This window comes from Candidatus Pseudoscillospira sp. SGI.172 (genome assembly GCF_050313575.1).
Lineage (GTDB): Bacteria > Bacillota > Clostridia > Oscillospirales > Oscillospiraceae > Vermiculatibacterium.
Window position 1 is genome coordinate 1 of sequence record NZ_JBNPLQ010000037.1, and the last position, 22,881, is coordinate 22,881.

Sequence of the window (22,881 nt, forward strand, 5' to 3'; positions counted from 1 at the left end):
TTGTTGTTTGTCCGCTGACTTTTTACCGCCAGCGAACGAGTCGCACTCTCCCAAAACGGATCGTTGTTGGAGGCATTTTTAGGAGTGGTGTTTTTGATGAGATTGTTCACCAGCTTCATGGCGTCCTTATCGTCCTTCAGGTAGGGAAACGGGTTGAAGGCATCGGAGTGGTCTGTGTCAATCAGGTCAAATACCTTGATGACATAGCCCTTTTCGATGAGCAGCGGGGCCACGGCCCGCATCGTCTCCCCTTTCGGGTCAGTGACCAGAAAACTGCAATTTGCCTGCATGAGGTTGGGCTTGCAGAAGAAGCGGGTCTTGCCCGCGCCGGAGCCGCCAATGACGATTTGCAGGAGATTGCGGCGGTGGACCTTTCCATTGAGGCCCATACGGACATTCTGCGTGAGGATGGTGTTCTGGAAGGGGTCCTTGTCCCGATACTTGGCATTGAGCTGCTTGGGACTGCCCCACTTAGCGGAACCATGCTCCTCGCCGGGCCTCCTGTTCTCTCGGGTGGAGCAGTAGAGCACTACGGCGAAGCCGTACACCAGCAGGGCCCCTAACATGAATTTCGGGGTATGGGGCGCCCAACGAATGGAAAAGGGATGCTCCAGCAGCTCATCAAAACGGCCCATCAGGTCGAATACCGTCATACCGTCCTCATAGCCGGAGGCCAACAGAGCCGCCAGCCAGAGCACAGGCAGGGTAAGGAATCCCCACAGGAGCGGACTGACAGCATTGCTTTTGTGCATAGCGCCGCCCCCTTACCGCTCCGGTGCAGAGGGCCGCTTTCGTGCAGCCGGGGGCCGCTCCTGGTCCCGCACGCCAAAGGCGCGAAAGACAGCCGCCCGGTTTTCCGCGCACTCTTCCGCTGTGGCTCCGCCCTGGGTGATCTTTGCCGAGGCCAGGTTCCGAATGTCCCCGGCCTGGATACGTCTATAGGTACAGCTGTCCAGAGCTGCATGGGAGAAGTCGATCTCTTCCATCATGCAGTCTACGGTCAGGCAGGACTTCAAGCTCGCCGCCAAAAAGCTGTCCTTCCGAAGGGTGCAGTCCCTGAAATGGGTATTGGCAAACGTCGTCCCCAAAAAAGTCGTGTCCTGGATATCACAGGAATGGAACTCACAGCCGTATAGGCAGCTGTGCAGGAACATCGCGCCGTGGACCCGGCTGGCAACAAAGGAACAGTTTTGAAAGGTACTGCAAGAGCAGTCCTCCCCGTCCGGCATACAGTAAAGGTCCACCCCGTCAAAAAACGAGTGTCGAAAAAAGCCGTAGGGGAAACCGCTCTGTGCCGCCCGGTCGAAGGTCTCCTGGTCGATGACCTTGGCCCGGTCCGACCGTTCCGGCAGGCAGTATTTATAGGTGCTCTTGAAGCTGTGCGGCAGCTGGTAGGGACGGCCCAGCAGCGACTTCTGCCGCTGAAACGCCTGGAGCATTTGTCGGACCGCCGCCACCCTTCCCGCATAGGCTCCGCTGTCCGCCTTGGCCGCCCAGTCCAGCAGGGGCTCCAGGGGCATATCGTTCCGGCCTTGGATATAGTCGTTCACATTCCGCACACGGCGGGCCCGGTTGTTCCCGTTATATTGGATGGGATCAATGTCCTCCAGGATGTCAGCGATTTTCTTGCTGATCTCATAGCCGCTGGAGACAGCCTGATAGTCTGGCATAGTTCCTCCTTCAAAACGGAAGAGCCGAAACGTCCCTCAAATTGAGGGACGTTTCGGCTCTCTGAAAATGGATGCTCAATAGCCCGTGCGGGGCAGGGGCTCCGTCTTGCCGTACACAGTCGTTACCCAGTGGGTCACGGCCTGTACCCACTGGCCGTTATAGACGCCGCCCACGTCGGCCACATTGACAAAGGAACTGCCTGCGGCCAGGCCATTGACTGCGGTACAATAGAGAACAGGGGCCTCCACCTGGGCGAAACCAGCCGGCGCCTGCCCAAACACAAACATGATCTCGGTCACACGCTCATTGGCGGCAAGGCCCAGGGCCGCAGGGGATGCGGTCAGGGTGTAGGTCTGGCTGGTACTCAGGTTATCCGCCAGTGTGCGGTAGCTGCCGGTGTTGTTCACCTTGTAGACGACCTTATACACGCCGGGGAAATTGTAGCTTCCGGTGATAACACAGTCCAGCGTCACGGCGGCGGGCAGGGTGTCCCTCCAGTAGAAACTGTCCAGCCGGACATTGGAGGTATTGGCAATGCCGGAGAAGGTGTAGCGCACTGGCTGACCAGAAACGATTTCCTTCGGGCCAGTTTTGGTAATGGATACGCCGGTGGTCAGGCTCTTGTTGGTCACTTCAAAGCGGACGATCTGGCCCTCATGCTCCAGATAGGCGGTGAGCTCCGTCTCATTTACGCCATAGTGGTCTGGGGCCTTGACCTCCCGGATGGTGTAGCGGGACAGCGGGAGCTGCTTGGATACCGCAAGGCCCCGGCTGTCGCTCCGAATGGTGTCCACCAGATTGCCTGCTCTGTCGTAAATCTCAAAGATAGCCCCCTCCAGCAGCGTCCCGGCGGGCAGGCCGGTGGTGGGGTTGTAGTCGGCGGACTTCTTGACGATCTGGATTTGTCCCGTGATGGGGATGTTCTCCCAGGTGATCTCGGTGGTCCGGCCGCTCTTGACGTAGACCGTTTTCAGCTCTGTATCCGGCACATATCCCTCGTTTTCCAGCTCCCGCAGGTAGTAGCGGCCGCTCTCCGTGAGGTCGTCGATATAGACATAGCCTCTGTTGTCGCTGGTGTACTGGCCGATGGGGTTCTTACCGCTGTCATAGAGCAGGAAGGTCACGCCAGGGATTCCGTGGCCGTCCGGGTCCACCTTATGGATGATGATGCCGGAGAACGCCTTGTTGGTCACGGTCTTGCGGGTGGTCTTGCCTTCCTTGACGGTAAAATAGATGGGCGTATCGTCCAGCCTGAATCCATCCGCGGCCTCGGTCTCCACGGCGTAGTAATCGCCGCTCTCCAGAGGGAGGTACACCGTTCCATTCCGCCCGGTGGTCACGGTGTCCACCAGGGCGTCATCCGATACCCGCCGAATCTCAAAGGTGGTGTTGGGGATGCGCTCTGTCCTGTCCGCCTCATTGACTTTGATGAGCTCCACGCCGCCCACCGGCGCATTGTAGAACCAGAGTTCCTGTGTATCATCCGGGTCAACTACCACGGTCTGGCTCTGTGTGTCCGGGTCGATGGTGTATCCGGGGATGCTCTTTACTTCGGTCACGACTACCGTGCCGGTGATGCCGGAGAGGACGATCTGGCCCTCCGCGTCGGTCCAGTACAGACCATTAGAGGACAGCTTGCCGCTCTCGTCCGGCAGGTAGGAGCCGTCCGCGTAGGTGATCTTGAACTGCACCCCCTCCAGCGGGGTCTTATCCTTACTGGACAGCTTATGGATAATAAGATTTCCCAGGGGGTGATTGCGGAACTCCACTGTGACGGTCTGCCCCTCCTTGACTTGGACGGTCTGGGGCGTATCGTCCAGCAGATAGCCCGGCTTGGCGCGGGTCTCCCTGATGACCAGGGTAGTCCCAGGCTCCACCCCTTCCACCAGGAAGGTGCCGGTGGAGTCCGTCACAAACTTACCGTTGGAGTTGCCTACCACGGAGCCGTCTGATTTTGTCACCAGGAACTCCACATCAGAGAGCGGCGTGTTGTCCACTGCCGATACCTTCTTGACCAGGACGGCCCCCTTGGGGGCGTTGGAGAAATAGAGGGTCACAATGTCCTGGTCCTTGCCGGAAATATAGAAGGTCTGGGGAGCGGCGTCAATGACGTGGCCGCTGTCGCTCTCCAACTCCTCGCAGATGTAGTAGCCCTTCCTGAGCCCCGTAACGATAAAGGAGCCGTTGGCCGAAGTCGTATAAGTGCCTACCACGGTGCCGCCGCTGCCGCTGACCTCGCCGCCCAGGTATTTCAGCTGGAACCGAGCACCGGAGATGGCTTCCCCGGTCACGCTGTCCTGCTTGTAGACCACCAGGGCCGACATGGGGATATTGGAGATGGTGACGGTCTTATTTTCGCCGCTCTTGACGTAGACCTCCGTAACCGGGTCCTCCGGGAGTTGGTAGCCGGGGGCCGGCTTGGTCTCTTTGATGGTCAACCAGCCGTCCTCGATGCCCTCCAGGATGATCTGGCCCGCCTCATCCGTCTGGGAGGTGCCCAGGTCCCGCTGCTCCCCAGTTTCCGTCTTGTTGCTGGACCAGGTGATATGGAACTCGGCGTACTGGATGGGGTCATGGGTGACGGAGTTTTCCTTCTGGATGGTGACGGTGGGCCGCTTGTGGTTTTCAAAATACACATCCCGGTCCCGATTGGGGTAGAGCGTGACCAGCTGGGGGTCGGCGTCCGGGAGATAGGGGGACGGCACCGACTTTTCCGAAACCTCGTAGACGCCGGGCAGCAGGTTCTCCACCGTGGCGGAGCCGTCCGGTCCGGTGGTCACTTCTGCCACACTATGGCCGTCCGCCCCCTTGACCAGGAACACCGTGCCGGGGACCGGCGCGCCTGTGTCGGCGTCGCTCTTGTGGATGGTCAGGTTGGGGCGCTTGTCATTTTGCAGGCAGATGGTGGCGTCCTTGCCGGGGAACAGCTCCACATGGTACTCCGTGGGGTCCAGGATATGGTCCGATACGGTGGACACCTCCTGCAAGGAGTACACCCCAGGCTCCAGGCCCTCCCAGCAGATAGAGCCGTCCGGCCCTGTGGTGCGGTCCAGATACCGGGAGCCGTCCTCGATCTTCGCCAGCCGGTAGGTGACGCCGCCCAGGGGTGTACCGTCCGCACTCTCCTTATACAGATGGAGACTGGGCAGCTTGGAATTGGTGAACACGAACTGCGCCTGCTCATTCCCGTCCAGGTGGATGATGCGCTGGGCGTCGTCCACCACATAGCCGGGGCACTCCAGCTCCGTCACCACATAAGCGCCCACGGGGAGCTTGGACAGGTCGATGGTCCCTTCCTCGGAAGTGGTGTACTCTTCCGGCCCCCAGGAGCCGTCCACCGCCTCGATGCGGAAGCGGGCATTGGCGATGGGCTTACTCAAATCGGAGCTGTCCACCTTGATGAGGTGGATACCAGGCAGGCGGTCATTGAAGAAAACCAGCTCCTTGATACCGTCTCCGGCCTTTAGCTCCACTTCCTGGGGGGTGGTATCCAGCACATGGCCGTCCCCGCCGGTGTCCCGTTCCTCCACGCGGTAGGTGCCGGGTTCACAGTCTGTCAGCAGGATCTCACCGAACTGGTCCGTTTGGAAGATGCCCAGGCTCTCGGCGTCCCGGAATATCTCAAAGGAAACGCCGGGCATGAGCTCCATGCTGCCGCGCTCATATTTGATGATCCGCAAGCCGGGCAGTTCCTTGTTGATGAAGGTGGCGGTGGATTCCTCACCGGACACTACGGCTACGGTCTGTACTGTGTCTGTATCCGCCACCCAGCCGTCAATGCCCGCCAGCTCCCGGACTTCCCAGCCGCCGGGGGCCAGCTTGTCAAAGACGATGACGCCGTTTCTGGTCTGACCAGTCCGGGTCTCGCCGGTCTCGATGTGCTTGATCTGGATGGTGACGCCGGAGAGGGTGTCGCCAGTGTCGCTCCGCTTCTCCACCCGCAGGGAGCCGTAGGGTGCGTTCCAGAACGTCAGAGTGGCGGTCTTGTTATACTCCACATCGGCGTGCTGGGTGGTCTCCTCCGGCAGCAGGTGATACCGGGGCGGGATCTCCTCCGTCACGGTATAGTGGCCCTCCAGGGTGAGGGGGATGGTCACGGTCCCGTCCGGGCCGGTGGAGTAGGAGCCGACTTTCTTTCCCTCCGGGTCGTACACAGAGAACACGGCCCCTTCCAGGGGAAGCTCGGTCCCTTCCTCCAGCTTCACGATTTTCAGCGCGGTTTCATCCGGGGTTGTGGTCCCGCCGGACGAATAGCTGCTGACGGCGGCTACATCCAGCTGTATCTTGTTGTCCAGGTCACAAATATAATTTTGCAGGTTGCCGTACTGCTCCTTTTCCTGGCACACGGCGTACATGGCGGCGTACTGGGCCACAGGTGCGGAGAGGGAGAGCTGGACATTGCCGGACTGGCCCTCCACGCTGTCGGCGGGATAGAGCACCTTGAAGATCCCGGCATAGCCGTCCGAGGTAGGTTTTGTGGTGACGGCGGTGATCTCGTTGTTGTTGGCATCCACAATTTTCGTGCCCTCCGGCACACTGTCCGGGTCGGAGAACACCACGGATACATCGTAGTTATATACCCAGGTCTCGCTCCAGATGGTAAAGACCTGCTGTTTGTACTCCTGGCCGCCGATGGTCACGGGGTAGGCCGTGGACTTGTCCGCTGTGACGGTCATCCGTGGAGTGAGCATATAGTTGTAGGTGGTGCCCCGCTTGTAGATGTCCTTGGCGGCGGCCAGGATGCGGTTGCCTCTGTCCAGTTCATCGCCGCTCAGGCCGGGGGCCACCTTCAGGTTGGAAATATCCCAGCTGGGGATCAGGTAGCACCACAACGCCATTTTGGTGGCGTAAAACGCCTGATATTTGTTCTCCAGTCCCAGCTCTCCCAGGCTGCGGTGGGGGTAGCCGTTGGAGATGATGCCCACCACCTTGGGGTCGCTGGCCTTTTCCTCAGCCAGGTACTTGATGCTCTCGCCGGGGCCGACGGTCTGGGGCACGCCGTACTGATTCGGGTTGACACAGTACGCAGGAGATTCCTTGGTGCTCCCATCATTGGATTCGTATAAAAAGTAGGTGTATTTCTGCTTTTTGACCGCGCCGTTGATGGCGAGGTAGCCCAGCTCATAGTCACCGTTATAGATGTCCACTTCGCCCAAGGCATCCTCCTCAGAGCTGGCCGCAAAGGCCGCCGTGGGCAGTATTCCAAGGGTCAGGATGCAGGCCAAAAACATAGATAGCAGTTTTCTCATATTGCCTCCTTCTGTAAAATGGATAGGTCAAATCAAACAGCTAAAAAGAAACGTATCGAAAGTTCCCTCAAATTGAGGGAACTTTTAATACCTCAGACCTCCACAGCCTGGACCATCCAGCGGTATGCCCTCTGGTTGCGGACACAGGTGTAGAGTGTGATTCGGTTGTCGCTGGTGGAAGCGGTGCCGCTGGTATCGGTCTCCAGCACCTTTTCTACCGATACCACCTCATAGGTGCGCGTCCCCAGTTTGGTGGTCCAGGTGATGGTATCGCCGTATTCCAGAGTATGCAGGTCTCCAAAGTCATCCCGAACGCCCCGGTTGTGCCCGGCGATACAAACATTTCCATCCCAAATGCTGGTGCTCGGAAAATGGCCCGCACCTTTTGCAAGGGTGCTGCTGCCGGTCCCCTGGTACACCTTGACGGTCAGGCCGATGGCCGGGATCTTGAGCGTCCCCAGGTGTCCCCCGGAGTAGTAGAGGTCGCTGGTGACGGTGGTAAACGCCGGACCGCTCCAGCCGCCGCTGTCCACGGTCGGATAGGTAACGCTCCCTGTCTGGGACACCAGGCCGCCGCCCTCCAACGCTCCGGGGACCAGGTTGGGGGTCAGGGCTGTGCCGGAGCCGGGGAGATAACTGGTAGGCGTACCAAAGCCGGGCGGGATCAGGGCGGTATTTTTGCCTCGGTCCACATTGGGATCTTCCCATTCATAAATGGTGTCATCGCTGGTGGGAGCCCCAAAAAGATAATCCTCTGGGGCGTCTATGGTGTACTCCAGGGCGCTGGCCGGAGTAACGCAGATGGCGGCCAACATGAGGGCAGCCACACAAAGGGGTTTCAGCTTCATTTGTTAAACTCCTCCCATTCTTTTTTGGATTTGTATTTTTGGAACAGGAAACGGCCCAGGAACACCAGACCGACAGCCCCCGCCCCAGCAGGCAGGATCAGGAGCCAGCGCCAATCAAAGCCGTCGGCCTGGTCCGCCTGTGAAAGGGCAGTCTCATCCGCCGTTTCCTCTGCCGGGCCAAAGACTGCGGTATAAAGCACTGTCTCATTGGTGGTCCTGGTCACTTCCCCGGTATAGTCCGCCGTAACGGTGTAGCCGGTGGCATATTGGCTGGAGGCAGTGCCGGTGTAGGTGGCCGCCGCATGATAAAAACCTCCGGCCTCCTGCCACTGAACGTCCGCCAGGGTGAGGGTGCGGCCACTATCCTCAATTGTCTTGGGCACCAGGGACACGTCCGCCTCGGACAGGTTGGGATAGCTGCGGGTGGCAGAAACATTCCGGGTGGAAGTGGCATAGCCGGATGCCTCCACCTGGATGCTGGCGGTATCCAGTGTGAGGACGCCGGTATAGCCGTCCTCTGTGGCGGCCTCGCAGGTGGCGGCCAGCAGGGGCATGATCTCCTCCATATCCTTGCTCTTGCTGTCCAGCGTCACGGTCTCGGTATGATACTTGCTGTCCGTCTCTGTCTGTTCCTCTCTGACCACATCCAGCAGCGTGTAAACGCGGCCGGACCGTTCAAAATCCTGGGTCGGAATGAGAGCCGGGTCATCTGCGGGAGACAGCGCGTAGGTCTTGCTGATGCGCGGTTCTTCCAGGTCCTCCGTCCTATACTCCTGTACCTCCACGGGATAAAGGGCGGCGGGCGCTGCCTCGGCGGCCCTGGCCGGACAGGTCATGGCACAGGCAGTCAGTACCGCCAGGAACAGGGGCGCGGCTCGTTTCTTCATGTGGGTCAACTCCTTTAATTAAAATAGCTCAGAAAGTTCCCTCAATTTGAGGGGACTTTCTGAGCTGGGGAAATTTTCTTGTTGGCCCTTCGGCCTACATCATCTATCGCTCCCTGGGGTCAGGCGGATGCCGCTGGTTGGGAGGGTGATCCTTCCGGCGGGGAGGAACCTTCATGGTAATCAGTTCATCTCCATTTGCACCGATCAGAAGTTCCGCATGGTGAAATTTCTTTTTGTAGACTCGCACTTGTTCTGGTGTTAAAGAGCAAAAGTTATCCGCCTCGAGACCGCAGAGAAAAAAGGTGCCGCAGATCCCGCCATATCCCCCCTCCACGCTCCGATTAAAGGGCAGGCCCAAAAGGAGAGCTTCTTCATTACAGACAAGGGCCACTGGTTCTTTATAGGGATAGATGGCCTGTATCAAGCCGCCCACTACCGCCTGCATTTCCCGAAGTCCATGGATCTCTTTTTCATAAGGGGCGCAGCCTGGCTCTACGATCAAGACATTCAAAACGTACTACTCCTTTTCTTGGAATCAAATTCGGGCAAAAGAAAAAGCCCCCTCAAATTGAGGGGACTTACAAATCAGCGTTCCGGGGCGTCGTTTCTGCGCTCCGGGAGTTTGATGCGGAACATCCGGCAGTAGTCCTTCTGGGCCTCCAGTTCACACTCACAAATAAGTTTGATAAAGGCGGCGTCGCTGGGCCGGGTATGGCGCTGGGCCTGCTGGAGCGCCGTGATATAGTCGTGGCGCAGGATGGGCGGGATGGAGACCACGCAGTAGCCCTTGTTCACCAGGATCAGGTTCATCAACAGCCGCGCAGTGCGGCCGTTCCCATCCTGGAAGGGGTGGATATCCACCAGCCGCCGGTGGGCGTAGGCGGCCAAAACCACCGGATGAAGCGCGTCCTTCTTCTGGTTCAGTTCCTCCACCAGCGCGGCCATCTGGCCGGGCACCTCTTCCGCTGTGGGCGGGACATACTCCGTGCCGGTGATGAACACCTGGCCCTCCCGGTAGCGTCCGGCGTGCTCCGGGTCAACGCCGCCGTAAAACAGCGCGTGCAGGCGGAGGATATCTTCCTCCCGGAATTGCAGGGGGCCGCCCCTGGCGGTCTCCAGCATATAGTCGTAGGCTCTGGCGTGGCCGGTGGCCTCATAGCAGTCCCGGATGGGCTTGCCGCCCACGGTGATGCCGTCCTCCAGCAGCACTTTGGTCTCAGATAAGGTGAGGGAATTGCCCTCCAGGGCGTTAGAGGTATAGGTCATGCCGATACGGAAATAGGCATCCAGCTCCTTCACCTCATCCGGGGTGAGGGGGCGGCGCTCCCGGATGACCTGGGCGTATGTGTCGATACGGTCTAACAGGGTATTGCCGCTCATGCAGCCACCTGCCTTTCAGAGAAATTTCTTGAGCATATTATATCATGGAGCGTGAAAACAGGCAACGGGAAACCAGGGGGACGAAATGCCCCTCAACTTGAGGGATATTTTGCTCCGACGCCCGGATGGGCGGCGGTCAGGGCGGCCTGCCGCTCTCCCGGTCTTGCGGAGAGGTCCCGGTGCTCCGCCCGCCTCCCCAGTCTGGCAAAAGCCGCCGTCAGGCGGCTTTTGGGGTGTCCCTCCCCTTGGAAACCAACCAATCTGTCAGACGGCCCCGGTCAAGGCCCGCCCAGTCCGCAGACTGGGCGGCTCGCGGGCGATCGTGCAAACGATCGTCCGGCCTTGACAGGGGACGGCGGACAGATTAGCCTCTGTCAAGGGGAGACGCCCCCAGCGGCAGTTTATCTCACAGGGCGGCGCTCGGCGGTGCGGCTCTTGCGCTTTTCTTTCTCAATATTCAAATCTATGGAGCGCCCGATCTGCCTGCTCATATCCTGTACTTTGTCCAGCACGCTTTTGCACTCATCCAGGGACATCCCCTCGAACCGCTCTGCCAGCCGCTCCAGATTAGGCTGCTTTGGCTCAATGCCGTACCGGCGGCAGAGGATATAAGAGACGCTTTGTGCGTCCAGCTCATACCGGGCCCAGCTGTAATCCGGGTTGTAGCCCTTGTCGTGATAGCGGGTCAGGGCCACTTCCGCGGCGATGGCGGCAAACGCCTCGGGGTCGGAGTAGTCGGGGTTGATGGCAAGCTCCCGTTTCTCCTCGTCGAAAAAAGCGGGGGTATCCAGGTCATGGTCCACGACCGGCTCCGCCTTGGAGTAATTCAGCAGGGTCTTGAGGGCGCTGGACATCTCCGCGCTGTCCTCCTGCAGGGTCCGCTGTTTCAGGTCCTTGCCCTGGGTCTGGCTCACATCGTAGGCGTCGGTCAGAGCGTATGACTTGGTACGGGCGTCACGGGCGAAGATCTTCACCCCGACTTCGCCTTCCACGACGCTCCGGCCCAGTGTTTGCCAGCGGTCACGGGTGCCGAACACGGTGGCCTCCTCCATCCCCGCCAGGACGATGGCCACATTTCCGGCGCTGTATGCCAGGTTGTTACCCTGCAAGGTCAGGTAGTGAAGGTACTGGGCCGGGTCGTTCACAATCAGTTCAATGCCGCAGTCCTGCATCTCTGTGGTGTTCTGACGGTCTGCCTGCTGCTGGTTTTTCCACTGGGAGTCGCTTTCCACTTTGGTTGCAATGATCTCTTCCAGATTTGCCATAAAAATTATCCTCCTTGTGATAAATTATCGGGCCTGTGTCTTGACGGGCCGGGTGCGCTGCGGCGCGGGGCGGCTCCGTTTCTGTTCTGCTTTATCCCGGCAGATATCCAGTTTTTCTTTCACACTGGGGCGGCTTTCAGGGGCCTCAGTAGTCTCCGTACTCCTCGTCTGCCTGGCTGTCGAGCCACTCCCGCGCTGTGGTGAAGAGCGTTCTGGTCGAACGCGGGGGGCGGCTTTTTTTGGCGCCTCCGCCTCCTGTTCCACTCCAGGAGCTGGATAGCCGCGCTGTTCCAGATAGCGGTTGACCAGGGGAACATAGTCCTCATTGGTCACAAGGTCTACGATACCGTTGTTGGAACGGGTGTCCTTGATAACGGCAAACAGGATCTTCTTCTGGGCATAGGCCCGAAAATCATCCAGGTCACTCTCTTTGATATAAAAGTTTTTCACCCCCCGGCCCGCCTGGAGCAGCTTCTTCATGTTGGTCTTGCCGTAGAGCTTTTTGTTGTCCCGTGCCAGCGCCAGCAGGAACACCGTCATATTCTTTCCACCTGCCGCCAGCAGTTTGATCGTGGCCTCTGTGATTTGGATACTCTCTTTTACCATCAGGTCAGCCACTTCGCCGCTGTTGTCCATCTTCTTCACCTCCCGGTTTTCAGATATTGGATGATTTCCAAAATAGAACAATACTGGACCTTTTGCAGATACCACCTGACCAGTAGCTTCCAGTGCCGCTCACGCTGGAGGACAGGCAGTTGGGAATATTGCTCCACATCACGGGCCGTTTCCAAATAGTCCAGCAATGTCACGGTCCCCCATGGCCGCCTGTCCACAAACTTTTCCACATGGAGAAACAGGGCAAGCACCGGCCACTCGTCCCGGTCCTGATAGGCCAGCCAGCACAGATTCTCATAGCTGCCCGGCTCATAGACGCGGGGCGGGTCAAAGAGCCAGCACTTTTCCCGCCTGGCAAGGAATAGATAGTCGGCCTGTCCGCCCCTCTGGAGCTTTAGCAGGTCCAGTTCCAGGTCACTTGCTTCAACGGGCTGATAGGCCGGGAGCAGGGACAGGATGGCGCTCAGGTCTGCCCGGATCAGCTTTTTCACAAAAATACCCCCCTTCCTGGTCTGGACTCGGTTTGTCCACCGCTGCCCGGACCGTTTGGATATCGCCTTCGATACGGACGCACAGCTTCCTTTCCCGCCGCAGCGTCCGCAGGTGCGCGGTGATCTGCCCGATCTCCGCTTGGACTTCCTCGTTCCCATCGCCCCGCCGCCTCTGCCGGTACAGCTCCCCGCGCCGCTCTGTGAGGGCGTCTATCTCCGCCTGAATAGCGTCATACTGCATGGACAGCTGGGCCGCCGTCTCGATGCGGTTCCGGCGGAGATACTGAAATTGCTCCTGATATCGGTCCAGCTTCCGCAGCTCTTCCCGCACGGAAAACGCCACCCGGTTTCCCGGACGGCGCTTGTGCCTGCTTCCCAGCAGATAGAGATATTTGAAATAGAGGGCTTGAAAGCCGGTGAGCTTTCGGGGGCGGTTTGGCATCCTGCCCCGCACCTGATACCGGCGGCCCGGCTCCAACAGGCGGAAACGCACCGCCGGGGAGCTGTACGGCTGTGCCGGGGCCTCGCCGGAGCGGACGGCGGCAAGCCGGGCCTGTATGTCTGCCTCCGTGTACCCCTCGCCCAGGCTGTCCAGGCGGAGATAGCCTTTTCCGCCTGGGGGCAGAACAGCGGTATGCTTGACCTTGGGGCCGCTTTTTACCTGATACCCCATCCGTTTCAGTCGGTCGAGGAAGGACTGATAGGTATAGGCTTGCCGGATGGCCTCGTCCACATCCTGACGGACCAGGCCCCGCACGGTGGGTCTGCCGCGCCGGTCCGCCTCCCACTCGGCCCGGCTCACCGGGGCCCCTTTCAGCGGGGCGGCGGGCTCGATGATGGACAGACCGTGCGCCCGGCAGATGGCGTCCGAGGTCCCCCGGATACCTGTGCCGTCCCCGCCGTAGTAGTCCTTCAGATGGTCCCGGTACATGACCCCGTCCACAAAGGATACGGAATTGAACACGATATGCGAATGGAGATGCGCCTTGTTCAGATGGGTGGAAACGATGGCCTCATAGCGGTCTCCTAAAAGGCGCTGGGCAAATTCCACACCCACGGCATGGGCTTGGTCCGGCGTCACCTCGCCGGGGGCAAAGGACTGGATGATGTGATAGCCTTTCCGTTTGCGTCCCTCCTTGCCCCATCGCCGCTTAGTGTCCAGCATATCCTGATACACTCGGTCACGGGAACAGTTGATGGCGGTCTCATAACAGGTGCGCTCCGTTTTGGCCCGGTCCAGGGCGTAGTCGATGGCGGCCTCCAGGGAGGTCTTTTCCGGGTCCTGGGTATAGCCCACACACTTGTCCAGCCGGTTATGGATGACTAGGATCTTGGTGTAGGCCATTACAGGGTGTCCCGGACCAGCTGGACCGCCTGCCGGACCAGCCGTGCTGCCTCCCGTATCTCGTCCTGGGTAGCCTCGCCTCTGGCATTGGCCTGATAAGCCAGCTGATTTACATTATTGCCGATGGCGTTCAGCTCCCGGAGCAGAGCGGCGTAGGTATCGGGGGGCCGGGGCCGGAGGTTGACGCCCATGATGAGCTGGCGGAGCATAGGTTCGATTTTGAGCCCGGCGGTCTGGGCGGTCTCCGTCAGCCGGGCGTAGTGGGCGGCGTCCAGCCGCAGGGTGATGGTCTTATGGGGTTTCACCGAACTGCCTCCTCTCTCTTTCGGACCGGGTGCTTCTGGTGGGTGGGACGGAGGCCGTCGGCGTCACATACCATACAGTGCGCTTGCTCTCCGCAGGCGTCCTTCAACAGATGGGCCATACACGCATCAAATGAATGCCAGTCCCGGTCTCCGCTCACAAGGAAATAGTGCATATTGGTCTCACGGTATATCAGCTTGATGCCGCTTCGGTGTGTGAGAACGGCTACGCCATAAACAACCAGGTCATTTGAGCCCGGATATGGCGAGACCTCTACAGCCGCGTCACAAAATGGGGTGTCGTGGGCGGCAAGCGCAGCCTTTATCCTTTCTGTGTTCTCGGCCTGGTGCTCCCGAAAATACTGGATGTAGCTAAGGTGTTCCCGCAGTTTGGGCACATAGTTCCGCTGGTCCAGTCCCACATACAGCTTTCTGCCACTCCCAAACACAAGGGAGTAATCACTGTGCCCATGGTACTTCCCACGGCAGGGCGTTCGGATGACCTGATAGGAAGTCTCACCAAAAAGCCGCTGGATAGCTTCTTCCAGCAGCCTTGTCTCTTTTTTGCTGTAAATATGGATGCCTCCTGTCTGTGATAGGATGTGGGCGGAGCGCCGCCCACGCAAAAACGTCCCTCAAATTGAGGGACGTTTTTGGGGATGGGGTATCAGGGGCGAAGCCCCTGACCTGCGGCATTTTGCTGTCAAAATGCCATGCTGGCGCGGACAGCGGCGCAAGCGCCGCTGTCTCACCGTACCGGGACTGTTTTCCGGCGGGGCGGTTTCTTGGGTCCTTTCCGGGCAGCCTGTGGATGCTCCTTCCTGGGGGTAGCCGGTTCCTCTACCGGAAATGGGTCCTCCTCCAGGAAGGACAGCAGTTCATCCACCCGTTCCTCCACCGGGGGCTCCACGGTGTAGCCTGGGAGCAGGACCCCGTTGACACAAAAGCGGTCCTTCTGGTCCTTGGGGATCGGAGGGGATAGTTCGGTAAACAGGTGGGCATAGGCATTGATCCGGCCTTGCAGGTAACGCTCCATCTCCTCTTTTGTACCAAACCGCTTGTCGCTCTGCCCGGCGATCCGCCAGCCTTCTCCGGTGAAGTCCGGGTTCGGGTTGTGGATGGTATTGTAATGGAGATACCAGGACAGGCACCAGGCGTCGGTCACGGATTCCTGCCTGGCACGGTCATAATGGGTACGCTCGGAGACGCGGTAGGTCATTTTGTAGACCATGTTGCTGCGCTCATAGTTGTCATATCGGTCCTTTTTCCATTGGTTGGACGTATGATCGACGGGCAGGACCATCAGATATTGTTGGGCTTTGCGGATGGCCGCCGTCTCCGCCGCCTGCTTCAGCCACTCTTTTTCCAGCTCAGAGAATTTGGCAAAGATCTCTTTCTCGCGGGCCACACTGGCCTCTTCCAGTTCCGCCAGTTCCGTGCGCGGCAGCTTGACCAGCTCCGCCACATGGTCCTGGTCTTTGCTGGAATAGATGCGGGTGGAGACCTCGATCTCCCGTCCGGGGTCGATATGTGTGTATGCCATAGCCGCCCCCTATCGCGCCATCGCCACACGCTGCTTGCGGTGCGGGGCTTTCTTGGCCATGGGGCGTGCGGCTCTGACCGGAGGCAGCTTTTGCTCCTGTCTGGTCTCCGGCTGGGTAGGAGCGGAGGCAGGCTCTGGGGCCTGTTCCATGGACGTTTTCCCTTCCAGCACCGCCTCCGGCTCGGCGGGACGCTCCTTTTTGGGCGGCTCCTTCACAAGATCGCTGTCCTCTAGGCAGTCCAGCAGGGCCTCCAGCGTGACCGGCTCTCTTTGTGGGGACGGCGGCATGAGGGAGTATCCTTGCAGAAGCTGGCCGTTGACACAGAACAATTCCTTCGCTTCCGCCGGAATAGGTGGGGACAGACTCTCAAAACGGTCTGCATACAGGTCAAATCTGCTCTGGACATATTTCTGCGCCCCTTCCAGGGTCTTGTACTTTTTGCTGCCCTCATATTCGATACGCTCTCTGGGAGACCGGGTATAACTCCAGTACCCTTGCGCCAGGCCGGGGGCTGTGTAGGACAGCTCCCAGCTCAGTTTCCACTCGTCCCCGGCCTTTACGATGTGGAACGTCATTTTGTAGACCAAGTTGCTGATCTCCCAGGAACCATCCTTATGGCGCTTCCACTCATTTCCGGTGTGCATCACCTCCGGCGTCCGCAGGTACTCTATCGCTTTTTGCAGGAGAAGGGTCTGAGCTCCATGCTGGTCCCAGGTGGTGATCGCCTTTTTCATATCCTCAAAAACCTTTTTCTCTTCCGCCTGGCTGGCCTTCAACTGCTTTTCCAGGTCCTTCATGGGGACATTCAGAAACGGCTTGAAGTCGGCTCTTTCGCCGTGGTAGTTGATCTGCCGACTGACCTCCAGATAGGACCCCTCCCGTAGATAGCCTTCACTTGGGCTGATCTCATAAAATGACTTCTTTCCCATGGGATAGGTTCACCTCCTTCTATCTGGCCGGACCGCCTGGGGTCTGCCGGTTTCGGTTGGGCTGCCATCCTTTCTGATACCGATGCTCCATCAGGATGACACGATTCAGCTCCGCTTCATTTTTCGGGAGATAGCGCAGCCGCCGCACCGTCCCATACTCGGTAAAAAACTGCTCCCTGTTCCGGCGGTATTCCTCCACCGGTAGCACAAGGCGCTCTCCAGAGCGAAAGGTCAGTTCCAATGCGGAAATATCCAGCACGTCCTTTGGCAAGCGGCGGAGCTGGGCCGCGTAATCGAAGGTCCGTACTGACCCAATGGGATTCCTTGGACGCCCACCGGTCAGTGTGATGTGATATGCCCGCTGCTGTGCGGCTCCCTGCTCCAGCGTGGTCCAGATCCGGTAGTCGTCGGAATCCCGCAGGAATACGTTGCGCTCCTTGACACATACGCCGCCGCAGGGCCTGGGCATCCAATAAAAGATCCGGTCCTCCATATTGGGCTCCGCCACAGCCGCTTTGATGATCTCCAAGTCCAGACGGAATCCATACAGGGGCGGTTCCTCGTCTTGGGGCAGGGTGTGCTTCATCAAAAAGGGCAGTAGCTCGATCCTCGTGTCCTTCATCGCTCTTCACCGTACCATAGCCATGGAGCGCTTGCTCTTGTGGCACATCCGGCCGCGAGTCCTGCGCGGCTGGTAGTTCGGGTCCAGATACTTGGCCTCAAACTCCGCCGCCGTCAGCCGCTCCATACCCTGGCGCTGGTCAAAGTCGCCGGGTGCCAGGTCCACATAGCCGCTGGGCGGCAGGGGGAGGGGGCTGGCCGTGAGGACCGTCCCAAAATGCTCCACCGTGATATGCCGCCCCAGCAGGCAGGGACGGCCCCAGTCCTCCGGGTCTGTCTGCATCTCATAGAGGTACATCCACTTGGGAAGGGTGGACCGATCCACCCGCAGGGTAGTGAACAGGCCGGGGATAGTCAGTATCTCGACCGCTTCAAATGTTTCTGTGCTGGCGTTGATGGGGTACATGATGCTCCTCCTATCTCCCCTCGATTTGAGGGGACTTTTTGGGCCGGGGTCCCCGGCGGGAAACGAAAGGGATATCCTCAGCCAGTTGATACCGTTTGGCCAGCTCCTCCGGTGTCACACGGTCTCCGCAGATATACGCGCCGATACCGATACAGCGGGTCAGCCTCCGGTCCGTGTGGATGCCGTTTCGGTCCTCCCACCGGCCGACCACCTGGGCCTGCTCCTGCATGGTCTGACGTACATCCGGGTTGTCCCGCGATGGCCGCAGTTCATATTGGTACAGCTCGTCCGGGGTCAGCGGGGCGCGGTACATCACCTCGCCCCAGGCCCGGAACGCGCCATGCTCCACCGTAATACGTTCATCGTAGTTCAGAAAGCCCATCAAAGGGTTGTCCGGCTCCCTGGGGTAAGTTCCTACGTCTACGGGCCGTTGGGTGGAGTAATAGCGGTAAAGCTCCTGCTGTTCTATGGCAGTTCCCTCCTTTTTTACAATGGTCTCGCAATCTCCCCTCAAATTGAGGGGACTTTTGCGGTGCGGGCCTGTTTCTTCCGGCTGGGAGCACGCTTCTTCTGCCGTTGCGGCACAGGCTCCGGGAGTGGACTCTCCAAACAGTAGCTCTCAATACCGTCGATCAGCTTGGCGGCAGTATCCCGGATGCACTCCAGGGAGGAACGCAGTTCCTTTTGTTCCTTGCCGCTGCTCCATCCGGTAATGTAGCCGAAGGAGTAATCTCCGGTATCCAGGCCAAGATACTGACAGACCGTATAAGCAATGCTTTCGGCCTCTACCTCGCGGGTGCGCCGGTTCTTTTCGTGAGCCCCGAGAACGATCCCGCCTTCCGCCGGAAGTGCGTGCAGCTTGGCATGGGCCATCTCATGGATCAGCGTCTTGATGGTCTGGGCCTCGCTCATGCCAGAGCGGAGGGTGATCTTCTTCTCCGCGTGGTGGTAGGCTCCATGCACGCCTGGGGGCAGGTCTCCCTCGACAACTGTGACAGGGGAGAGGGACTTTAAGGCGGACAGAAGTTTTTCATAGCCCTCCACGGTGCCTGTCAGAGACTCTACGCCCAGTTTTGGGACCTCCCGCCCCTCTGTTTGGCTGATATCGAACACAGTAGCCGTGGTGAAACCTGTTTTCTTCACCCATTTCTGCTCCCTGGTAGTCTGTCCGTCCGGGCCGGTCTCCTCCACCTCCTCCCGCGTCCAGTAGGGACAGGGGGCCAGGATGGTGATGCCGGTCTCTCCCTTTTTGACATGACGGCCAAATTTTCGTTTCCAGTCTCCATACCCCGCCACCATGGAGGCGTGCGGACACTGGAGCTTGATAAGACAAACATTGCCGCAGCTGTATTGGTGCAGCTTGGAGAGGGAGCGCAGATAGGCAGAATATCGGTCGCTCTGGAACAGGTCTGTGATGCCGGCCTCCAGTTTGTCCGTCAGCTCCCGCACACGCTCCATGCGCTCTTGATACTCGATTTTTCACACCTCCTGGAAAGTTCCCTCAATTTGAGGGGACTTTTGAATACGAAAAAAACCTGGCCATGGTACGTTATCGTTCCATGCCAGGGTCTTTTTTGTGACGCCGGGGCCTCCAGTCCGGGTGGCCGGGCGGAAGGTCCTCCCGTAGGTCCGCTACCCGCTGTTTCATACTCTTCCGGGCGGCCTGCTCGTCTCCGAAGTAACGGCCAAAGTTGTACCCCTGGAAATTGTCGTGGGCGTAGCACTTCCATGTGACGTAGGGGGAGACCTCCGTGGGGCTGTATCCCAGGACTACCTCCGTATCACCTACCCGGCAGCTGTCAATGATCTCATAGCTCTTGCACATCCGCTTCTCCGGCATCCTGTCACCTCGTTGGAGCGTCCGCCTTTTTGACGCCCTTATCAGCCTCGGCCTTTGCCTTTTGACGCTCAATGGCCCGCTTCCGAAGGTCCAGCGCCTCAAAGACGCCCCGCTTTACATCGGGGATGGTCGTGCGCTTATCCGGGAAGTAGGGCCGCAGGTCCTCTTCCGTCAGGGTGATCTTCAGCGGCGGCGTCTCCTCCCGCTTGGTGGGGGCCACGGCCTGTTCGATTTTCTCTGTGGTCAGCTTCCCGGCCTTGCTGTCCTCCTTCAGCTCTTTGGCTTTGGCCCCGGTAGGCACCTTGTCCTCCTTCTGGATGGCATCTGCCAGGACCTTCTGCTCCGCTGGCTTCATCTGAGCGATATCTGCGCCGGTATTGACCGGGAGCTTGCCCTTATCCACCATGGTTTGGAGGTCTGGGACCAACTTGTTCAGCGCCTTGTACCGCTGGATGGTGGCGGGGCTCTCACCAACCTGCTTCGCCAGTTCTTCATCCGCCGTCATAGGCTTCTGGCCATTGGCTTCCATCTGGGCCTTTTCTTCCTTGGTACGGCGACCCATCTTCCGCTTCATCGCGTCGGTTTTCATCTGATAGGCCCGGGCCTTCTCCATGGGGCTGATCTTCTCGCGTTTCAGGTTGGAATCCACCATGTAGATCACGGCGGAATCATGGTCCATGTTGCGGATGGTCGCCGGGATGTGGGTCAGCCCGGCCCGCCGGGCACCATGCTTGCGGCGGTGGCCCGCCACCATGATATAGCGGCCGGGTTTCTTCTCGTTGGGGATGACCGTTACGTTTTCCAGTACGCCAAACTGCCGGATGCTCTCCGTCAGTTCATCCATGTCCTTATTATCTTCCACCAAGAAGGGATGCTCGTCAAAATCGTCGATCAGGTCGATGGGCATGGAGACTATTTTGCCCACGTCGCCATCCTCAAAGATTTGGAACTTGAAGTCCTTGGGGATCTCCTCTTCCTGATTCGGACTGGCTGTATCAACGGCGGCGGCCTTGTCACCCTCCGGGGCCTTCTTCTCATCGGTGGGCTTGGCGGTGCCAGTGGCGGCGGGCTTGTCGCCTTCCGGGGCCTTCTTCTCGTCGGCAGGCTTGGCGGTGCCAGAGGCAGCAGTCTTGTCACCCTCCGGGGCCTTCTTCTCATCGGCGGGCTTGGCGGTGCCTGCGGCGGCGGCCTTGTCACCCTCCGGTGCCTTCTTCTCATCGGCGGGCTGAGCGGTGCCAGTGGCGGCGGGCTTATCGCCCTCCGGGGCCTTCTTCTCATCGGTTGGCTTGGCGGTGCCAGCAGCGGCCTTGTTCCCCTCCGGGACTTTCTTCTCGTCGATGGGCTTGGCGGTGCCTGCGGCGGCCTTGTTCCCCTCCGGGACCTTCTTCTCGTCGATGGGCTTGGCGGTGCCTGCGGCGGCGGCCTTGCCACCCTCCGGGGCCTTCTTCTCATCGGCGGGCTTGGCGGTGCCTACGGCGGCGGCCTTATCACCCTCCGGGACCTTTTTCTCATCGGCGGGCTTGGCGGTGCCTGCGGCGGCGGCCTTGTTACCCTCCGGGACCTTCTTCTCGTCGATGGGCTTGGCAATGCCAGTGAGGGCGGTCTTGTCGCCTTCCGGGACCCTCTTCTCGTCAGCAGGCTTACCAGGGACTGTGTTTGGGGATGTCTGTGTGTCCTTCACATCTTCTTTAGGAGCTTCCCCCGGCGGGGACGTGCTGGAGACCGGAGCCCGAAACGCTCCGATCAGAGGATTTTTCTTAGGGTCAGCCACAATAGATTCCTCCTGTCATAATTTGAATTATCGAAACGTCCCTCAATTTGCGGGACATTATCGCCTCAACTGTTTCAGCTGGGATGGGAAAAGTCATGCTGGACCGCAGCCTGATAATAGGGGCTCATGGTGACTGGGGCGTTATATAGGGCGGTCAGCAGATAGGCGCGGATGTTGCGGATCTCTGTCGTGTTGCGCCTCATGCAGTCAAACACGTATTCCAGATGGCCGTTGTCCAGCATTTGCAGACGCCCCTTCACCTGCTCAGCCAGCATCTCCGCCCCTCCGATACGAAAGGTAGGCCGGGTGCTGCATAGCGTGTCCACGATCAGCTCTGTCACACTTTCCACGTCCTCATAACCAAACTGCTGGCAGAGAAGGGGAAATTCGATTGCTTCTTCCACTTCTCTCCGGCACTCGCCTCGATCCATCCATCCGCTCTCCGGTCCTGTGGCAGATGGATGGATAGATGGATAAAGCTGACTGAGATCAGTCTGATTAGATTCAATATAACTTGCGTCCGATTTTCGGAAGTCTGCACTTCCGATAACCGGAAGTCTTGACTTCGGTTTTTCGGAACCCTTGACTTCTGTTTTTCCGAAGTCTTGACTTCCGAAAATCGGAAGTCTGGGAATGTCCTGCGGCGCAGCGGGTTGCGGCGGTATGGCGCGGGTAGTGAAGCGTTTGACATAGATTTTGGTGGGGCGGCCCTGCCCCTGCTTGACACGCTCAATGAGGCCGAACCCTTTCTTACCGGTGTCCAGCTCCGCCAGGAGTCGGACCGCCTTTTCATGGCCGCAGTTCAGGTCCTCCTGTATCTCTTCCAGGGTGTAGTAGATGTAGACATGCCCCGACTTATCGTACCACCCGTTCTTGGCAGACAAGCTCATGCGGTCCAGCAGGAGGCCGTACAATAGTTTGGCGTCTGTGGACAATTTCTTGAAAGCCTCCCCGGTAATGAGCTGCCGGGGAATACGGTAGAAAGCAAATTGATTGCTCTCGTCGCCGTAATAATAATCAAATTCCATAGTGAGCCTCCTGTCGTTTGGACATAAAAAAAAGGGCGTTCCTTTCGGAACGCCCATAGGGATAGGGGAGTGCTGAATGGCAGTCAGCGGACATATCAATCTTCGGGAAGAAAACGAAAAAACTCGTCTTAACTTTCGTTAAAACGAGTTTTTTCTGTTTCCTTTTGGTGGAGATAAGCGGGATCGAACCGCTGACCTCTTGAATGCCATTCAAGCGCTCTCCCAGCTGAGCTATACCCCCGTATAACTCTCCCCAAAATTTCTTTCGGGGAGAAAATTGTTCTTGTCGAACAAACAAGGAAACATTGTTAAATTGTCAAATTGGGGCTTATGCTGTCGCTCATGTGGGGGTACGCGCGTGCGCGTTTACGGCTCCCAGCTGAGCTATACCCCCATATGCACCATTTACGGCGCGTTTTGTATGTTACCACAGCATTTCTTATTTGTCAAGCTCTTTTCGCTCTTTTATGCCGCAACTCGCTGTTTTTCCCGTTGGGATCCCCGGCAGGTTCCCCCACAATACCTTCCGCGTAAAATTGGCATACTCCACACGACAAGCATATCTGCTCTCCTAGTGTCGGGCACCTGAAATCCGCTCCAAGGTACCATACAGAGAGAAAATACAGTTCTCCCTCTCCGGACAATCTCTGCAGGAGTTTCATCACACTGCAGGAGAAAACAGCAGGGAA

22 protein-coding genes and 1 tRNA gene are annotated in these 22,881 nt (G+C 58.7%); all 23 read right to left on the reverse strand.

All coding sequences use genetic code 11. The annotated features are described in order from the left end of the window. Positions 1–752: type IV secretory system conjugative DNA transfer family protein (locus ACQRD3_RS11880; protein ID WP_427781530.1), on the reverse strand; the 752-nt coding region annotated here is incomplete at its 3' end. A gap of 12 nt (positions 753–764) precedes the next feature. Continuing rightward, on the reverse strand, positions 765–1,670 hold the full coding sequence (locus ACQRD3_RS11885; protein ID WP_427781531.1) for a hypothetical protein: 906 nt from the start codon (positions 1,668–1,670) through the stop codon (positions 765–767). 75 nt (positions 1,671–1,745) lie between these two features. Continuing rightward, on the reverse strand, positions 1,746–6,920 hold the full coding sequence (locus tag ACQRD3_RS11890; protein ID WP_427781532.1) for a SpaA isopeptide-forming pilin-related protein: 5,175 nt from the start codon (positions 6,918–6,920) through the stop codon (positions 1,746–1,748). Positions 6,921–7,012: 92 nt separating this feature from the next. Beyond that, positions 7,013–7,735, reverse strand: a complete 723-nt coding sequence (locus tag ACQRD3_RS11895; protein WP_427781551.1) for a class D sortase — start codon at positions 7,733–7,735, stop codon at positions 7,013–7,015. Positions 7,736–7,764: 29 nt separating this feature from the next. Beyond that, positions 7,765–8,655 carry a hypothetical protein gene (locus tag ACQRD3_RS11900; protein ID WP_427781533.1) on the reverse strand — a complete coding sequence of 297 codons (891 nt, stop codon included), beginning with the start codon at positions 8,653–8,655 and terminating at the stop codon, positions 7,765–7,767. Positions 8,656–8,758: 103 nt separating this feature from the next. Next, positions 8,759–9,166 (reverse strand): DUF3846 domain-containing protein, encoded by a 408-nt coding sequence (locus tag ACQRD3_RS11905; protein ID WP_427781534.1) that lies wholly within the window; start codon positions 9,164–9,166, stop codon positions 8,759–8,761. A gap of 74 nt (positions 9,167–9,240) precedes the next feature. Then, the gene (locus ACQRD3_RS11910; protein WP_427781535.1) at positions 9,241–10,035 is read right to left on the reverse strand and encodes a Fic family protein; all 795 of its coding nucleotides are present in this window, start codon (positions 10,033–10,035) and stop codon (positions 9,241–9,243) included. 401 nt (positions 10,036–10,436) lie between these two features. After that, positions 10,437–11,300, reverse strand: a complete 864-nt coding sequence (locus ACQRD3_RS11915) for a hypothetical protein (protein WP_427781536.1) — start codon at positions 11,298–11,300, stop codon at positions 10,437–10,439. 24 nt (positions 11,301–11,324) lie between these two features. Continuing rightward, entirely contained in the window at positions 11,325–11,936 is a 612-nt protein-coding gene (locus ACQRD3_RS11920; RefSeq protein WP_427781537.1) for a DUF3801 domain-containing protein, read from the reverse strand. Between the two features lie 5 nt (positions 11,937–11,941). Beyond that, positions 11,942–12,406, reverse strand: a complete 465-nt coding sequence (locus ACQRD3_RS11925; RefSeq protein WP_427781538.1) for a hypothetical protein — start codon at positions 12,404–12,406, stop codon at positions 11,942–11,944. Further along, the gene (locus tag ACQRD3_RS11930) at positions 12,339–13,751 is read right to left on the reverse strand and encodes a relaxase/mobilization nuclease domain-containing protein (protein WP_427781539.1); all 1,413 of its coding nucleotides are present in this window, start codon (positions 13,749–13,751) and stop codon (positions 12,339–12,341) included. The genes ACQRD3_RS11925 and ACQRD3_RS11930 overlap by 68 nt, the downstream gene beginning before the upstream one ends. Then, a complete protein-coding gene (locus tag ACQRD3_RS11935; protein ID WP_427781540.1) occupies positions 13,751–14,056 on the reverse strand; it encodes a plasmid mobilization protein in 306 nt (101 codons plus the stop codon). The genes ACQRD3_RS11930 and ACQRD3_RS11935 overlap by 1 nt, the downstream gene beginning before the upstream one ends. After that, on the reverse strand, positions 14,053–14,679 hold the full coding sequence (locus ACQRD3_RS11940; protein ID WP_427781541.1) for a hypothetical protein: 627 nt from the start codon (positions 14,677–14,679) through the stop codon (positions 14,053–14,055). The genes ACQRD3_RS11935 and ACQRD3_RS11940 overlap by 4 nt, the downstream gene beginning before the upstream one ends. A gap of 122 nt (positions 14,680–14,801) precedes the next feature. Then, complete coding sequence (locus ACQRD3_RS11945) at positions 14,802–15,596, reverse strand: hypothetical protein (protein WP_427781542.1); 795 nt, start codon at positions 15,594–15,596, stop codon at positions 14,802–14,804. A 9-nt stretch (positions 15,597–15,605) separates the two neighbouring features. Continuing rightward, on the reverse strand, positions 15,606–16,526 hold the full coding sequence (locus ACQRD3_RS11950) for a hypothetical protein (RefSeq protein ID WP_427781543.1): 921 nt from the start codon (positions 16,524–16,526) through the stop codon (positions 15,606–15,608). 19 nt (positions 16,527–16,545) lie between these two features. Further along, entirely contained in the window at positions 16,546–17,112 is a 567-nt protein-coding gene (locus tag ACQRD3_RS11955; RefSeq protein WP_427781544.1) for a hypothetical protein, read from the reverse strand. A 42-nt stretch (positions 17,113–17,154) separates the two neighbouring features. Next, entirely contained in the window at positions 17,155–17,553 is a 399-nt protein-coding gene (locus tag ACQRD3_RS11960; protein ID WP_427781545.1) for an LPD28 domain-containing protein, read from the reverse strand. Between the two features lie 10 nt (positions 17,554–17,563). After that, positions 17,564–18,067: a hypothetical protein gene (locus ACQRD3_RS11965; protein ID WP_427781546.1), complete on the reverse strand. Its 504-nt coding sequence runs from the start codon at positions 18,065–18,067 to the stop codon at positions 17,564–17,566. After that, positions 18,064–19,011, reverse strand: coding sequence for an ArdC-like ssDNA-binding domain-containing protein (locus tag ACQRD3_RS11970; protein ID WP_427781547.1), 948 nt, complete (start codon positions 19,009–19,011; stop codon positions 18,064–18,066). Before ACQRD3_RS11970 ends, ACQRD3_RS11965 begins: the two co-directional genes overlap by 4 nt. A gap of 91 nt (positions 19,012–19,102) precedes the next feature. Next, complete coding sequence (locus tag ACQRD3_RS11975; RefSeq protein WP_427781548.1) at positions 19,103–19,393, reverse strand: hypothetical protein; 291 nt, start codon at positions 19,391–19,393, stop codon at positions 19,103–19,105. Positions 19,394–19,397: 4 nt separating this feature from the next. After that, the gene (locus tag ACQRD3_RS11980; protein WP_427781549.1) at positions 19,398–21,164 is read right to left on the reverse strand and encodes a ParB/RepB/Spo0J family partition protein; all 1,767 of its coding nucleotides are present in this window, start codon (positions 21,162–21,164) and stop codon (positions 19,398–19,400) included. A gap of 74 nt (positions 21,165–21,238) precedes the next feature. Continuing rightward, positions 21,239–22,192 (reverse strand): DUF6017 domain-containing protein, encoded by a 954-nt coding sequence (locus tag ACQRD3_RS11985; RefSeq protein ID WP_427781550.1) that lies wholly within the window; start codon positions 22,190–22,192, stop codon positions 21,239–21,241. A 165-nt stretch (positions 22,193–22,357) separates the two neighbouring features. Next, a tRNA-Ala gene (locus ACQRD3_RS11990) sits at positions 22,358–22,433 on the reverse strand. Between the last annotated feature and the right edge of the window lie 448 nt (positions 22,434–22,881).

Bases quoted from the DNA above. Each gene is read 5' to 3' on its own strand.
- ACQRD3_RS11885 (WP_427781531.1), bottom strand. From the start codon at position 1,670: ATGCCAGACTATCAGGCTGTCTCCAGCGGCTATGAGATCAGCAAGAAA.
- ACQRD3_RS11890 (WP_427781532.1), bottom strand. From the start codon at position 6,920: ATGAGAAAACTGCTATCTATGTTTTTGGCCTGCATCCTGACCCTTGGA.
- ACQRD3_RS11895 (WP_427781551.1), bottom strand. From the start codon at position 7,735: ATGTTGGCCGCCATCTGCGTTACTCCGGCCAGCGCCCTGGAGTACACC.
- ACQRD3_RS11900 (WP_427781533.1), bottom strand. From the start codon at position 8,655: ATGAAGAAACGAGCCGCGCCCCTGTTCCTGGCGGTACTGACTGCCTGT.
- ACQRD3_RS11910 (WP_427781535.1), bottom strand. From the start codon at position 10,035: ATGAGCGGCAATACCCTGTTAGACCGTATCGACACATACGCCCAGGTC.
- ACQRD3_RS11915 (WP_427781536.1), bottom strand. From the start codon at position 11,300: ATGGCAAATCTGGAAGAGATCATTGCAACCAAAGTGGAAAGCGACTCC.
- ACQRD3_RS11920 (WP_427781537.1), bottom strand. From the start codon at position 11,936: ATGGACAACAGCGGCGAAGTGGCTGACCTGATGGTAAAAGAGAGTATC.
- ACQRD3_RS11930 (WP_427781539.1), bottom strand. From the start codon at position 13,751: ATGGCCTACACCAAGATCCTAGTCATCCATAACCGGCTGGACAAGTGT.
- ACQRD3_RS11945 (WP_427781542.1), bottom strand. From the start codon at position 15,596: ATGGCATACACACATATCGACCCCGGACGGGAGATCGAGGTCTCCACC.
- ACQRD3_RS11950 (WP_427781543.1), bottom strand. From the start codon at position 16,526: ATGGGAAAGAAGTCATTTTATGAGATCAGCCCAAGTGAAGGCTATCTA.
- ACQRD3_RS11955 (WP_427781544.1), bottom strand. From the start codon at position 17,112: ATGAAGCACACCCTGCCCCAAGACGAGGAACCGCCCCTGTATGGATTC.
- ACQRD3_RS11960 (WP_427781545.1), bottom strand. From the start codon at position 17,553: ATGTACCCCATCAACGCCAGCACAGAAACATTTGAAGCGGTCGAGATA.
- ACQRD3_RS11970 (WP_427781547.1), bottom strand. From the start codon at position 19,011: ATGGAGCGTGTGCGGGAGCTGACGGACAAACTGGAGGCCGGCATCACA.
- ACQRD3_RS11975 (WP_427781548.1), bottom strand. From the start codon at position 19,393: ATGCCGGAGAAGCGGATGTGCAAGAGCTATGAGATCATTGACAGCTGC.
- ACQRD3_RS11985 (WP_427781550.1), bottom strand. From the start codon at position 22,192: ATGGAATTTGATTATTATTACGGCGACGAGAGCAATCAATTTGCTTTC.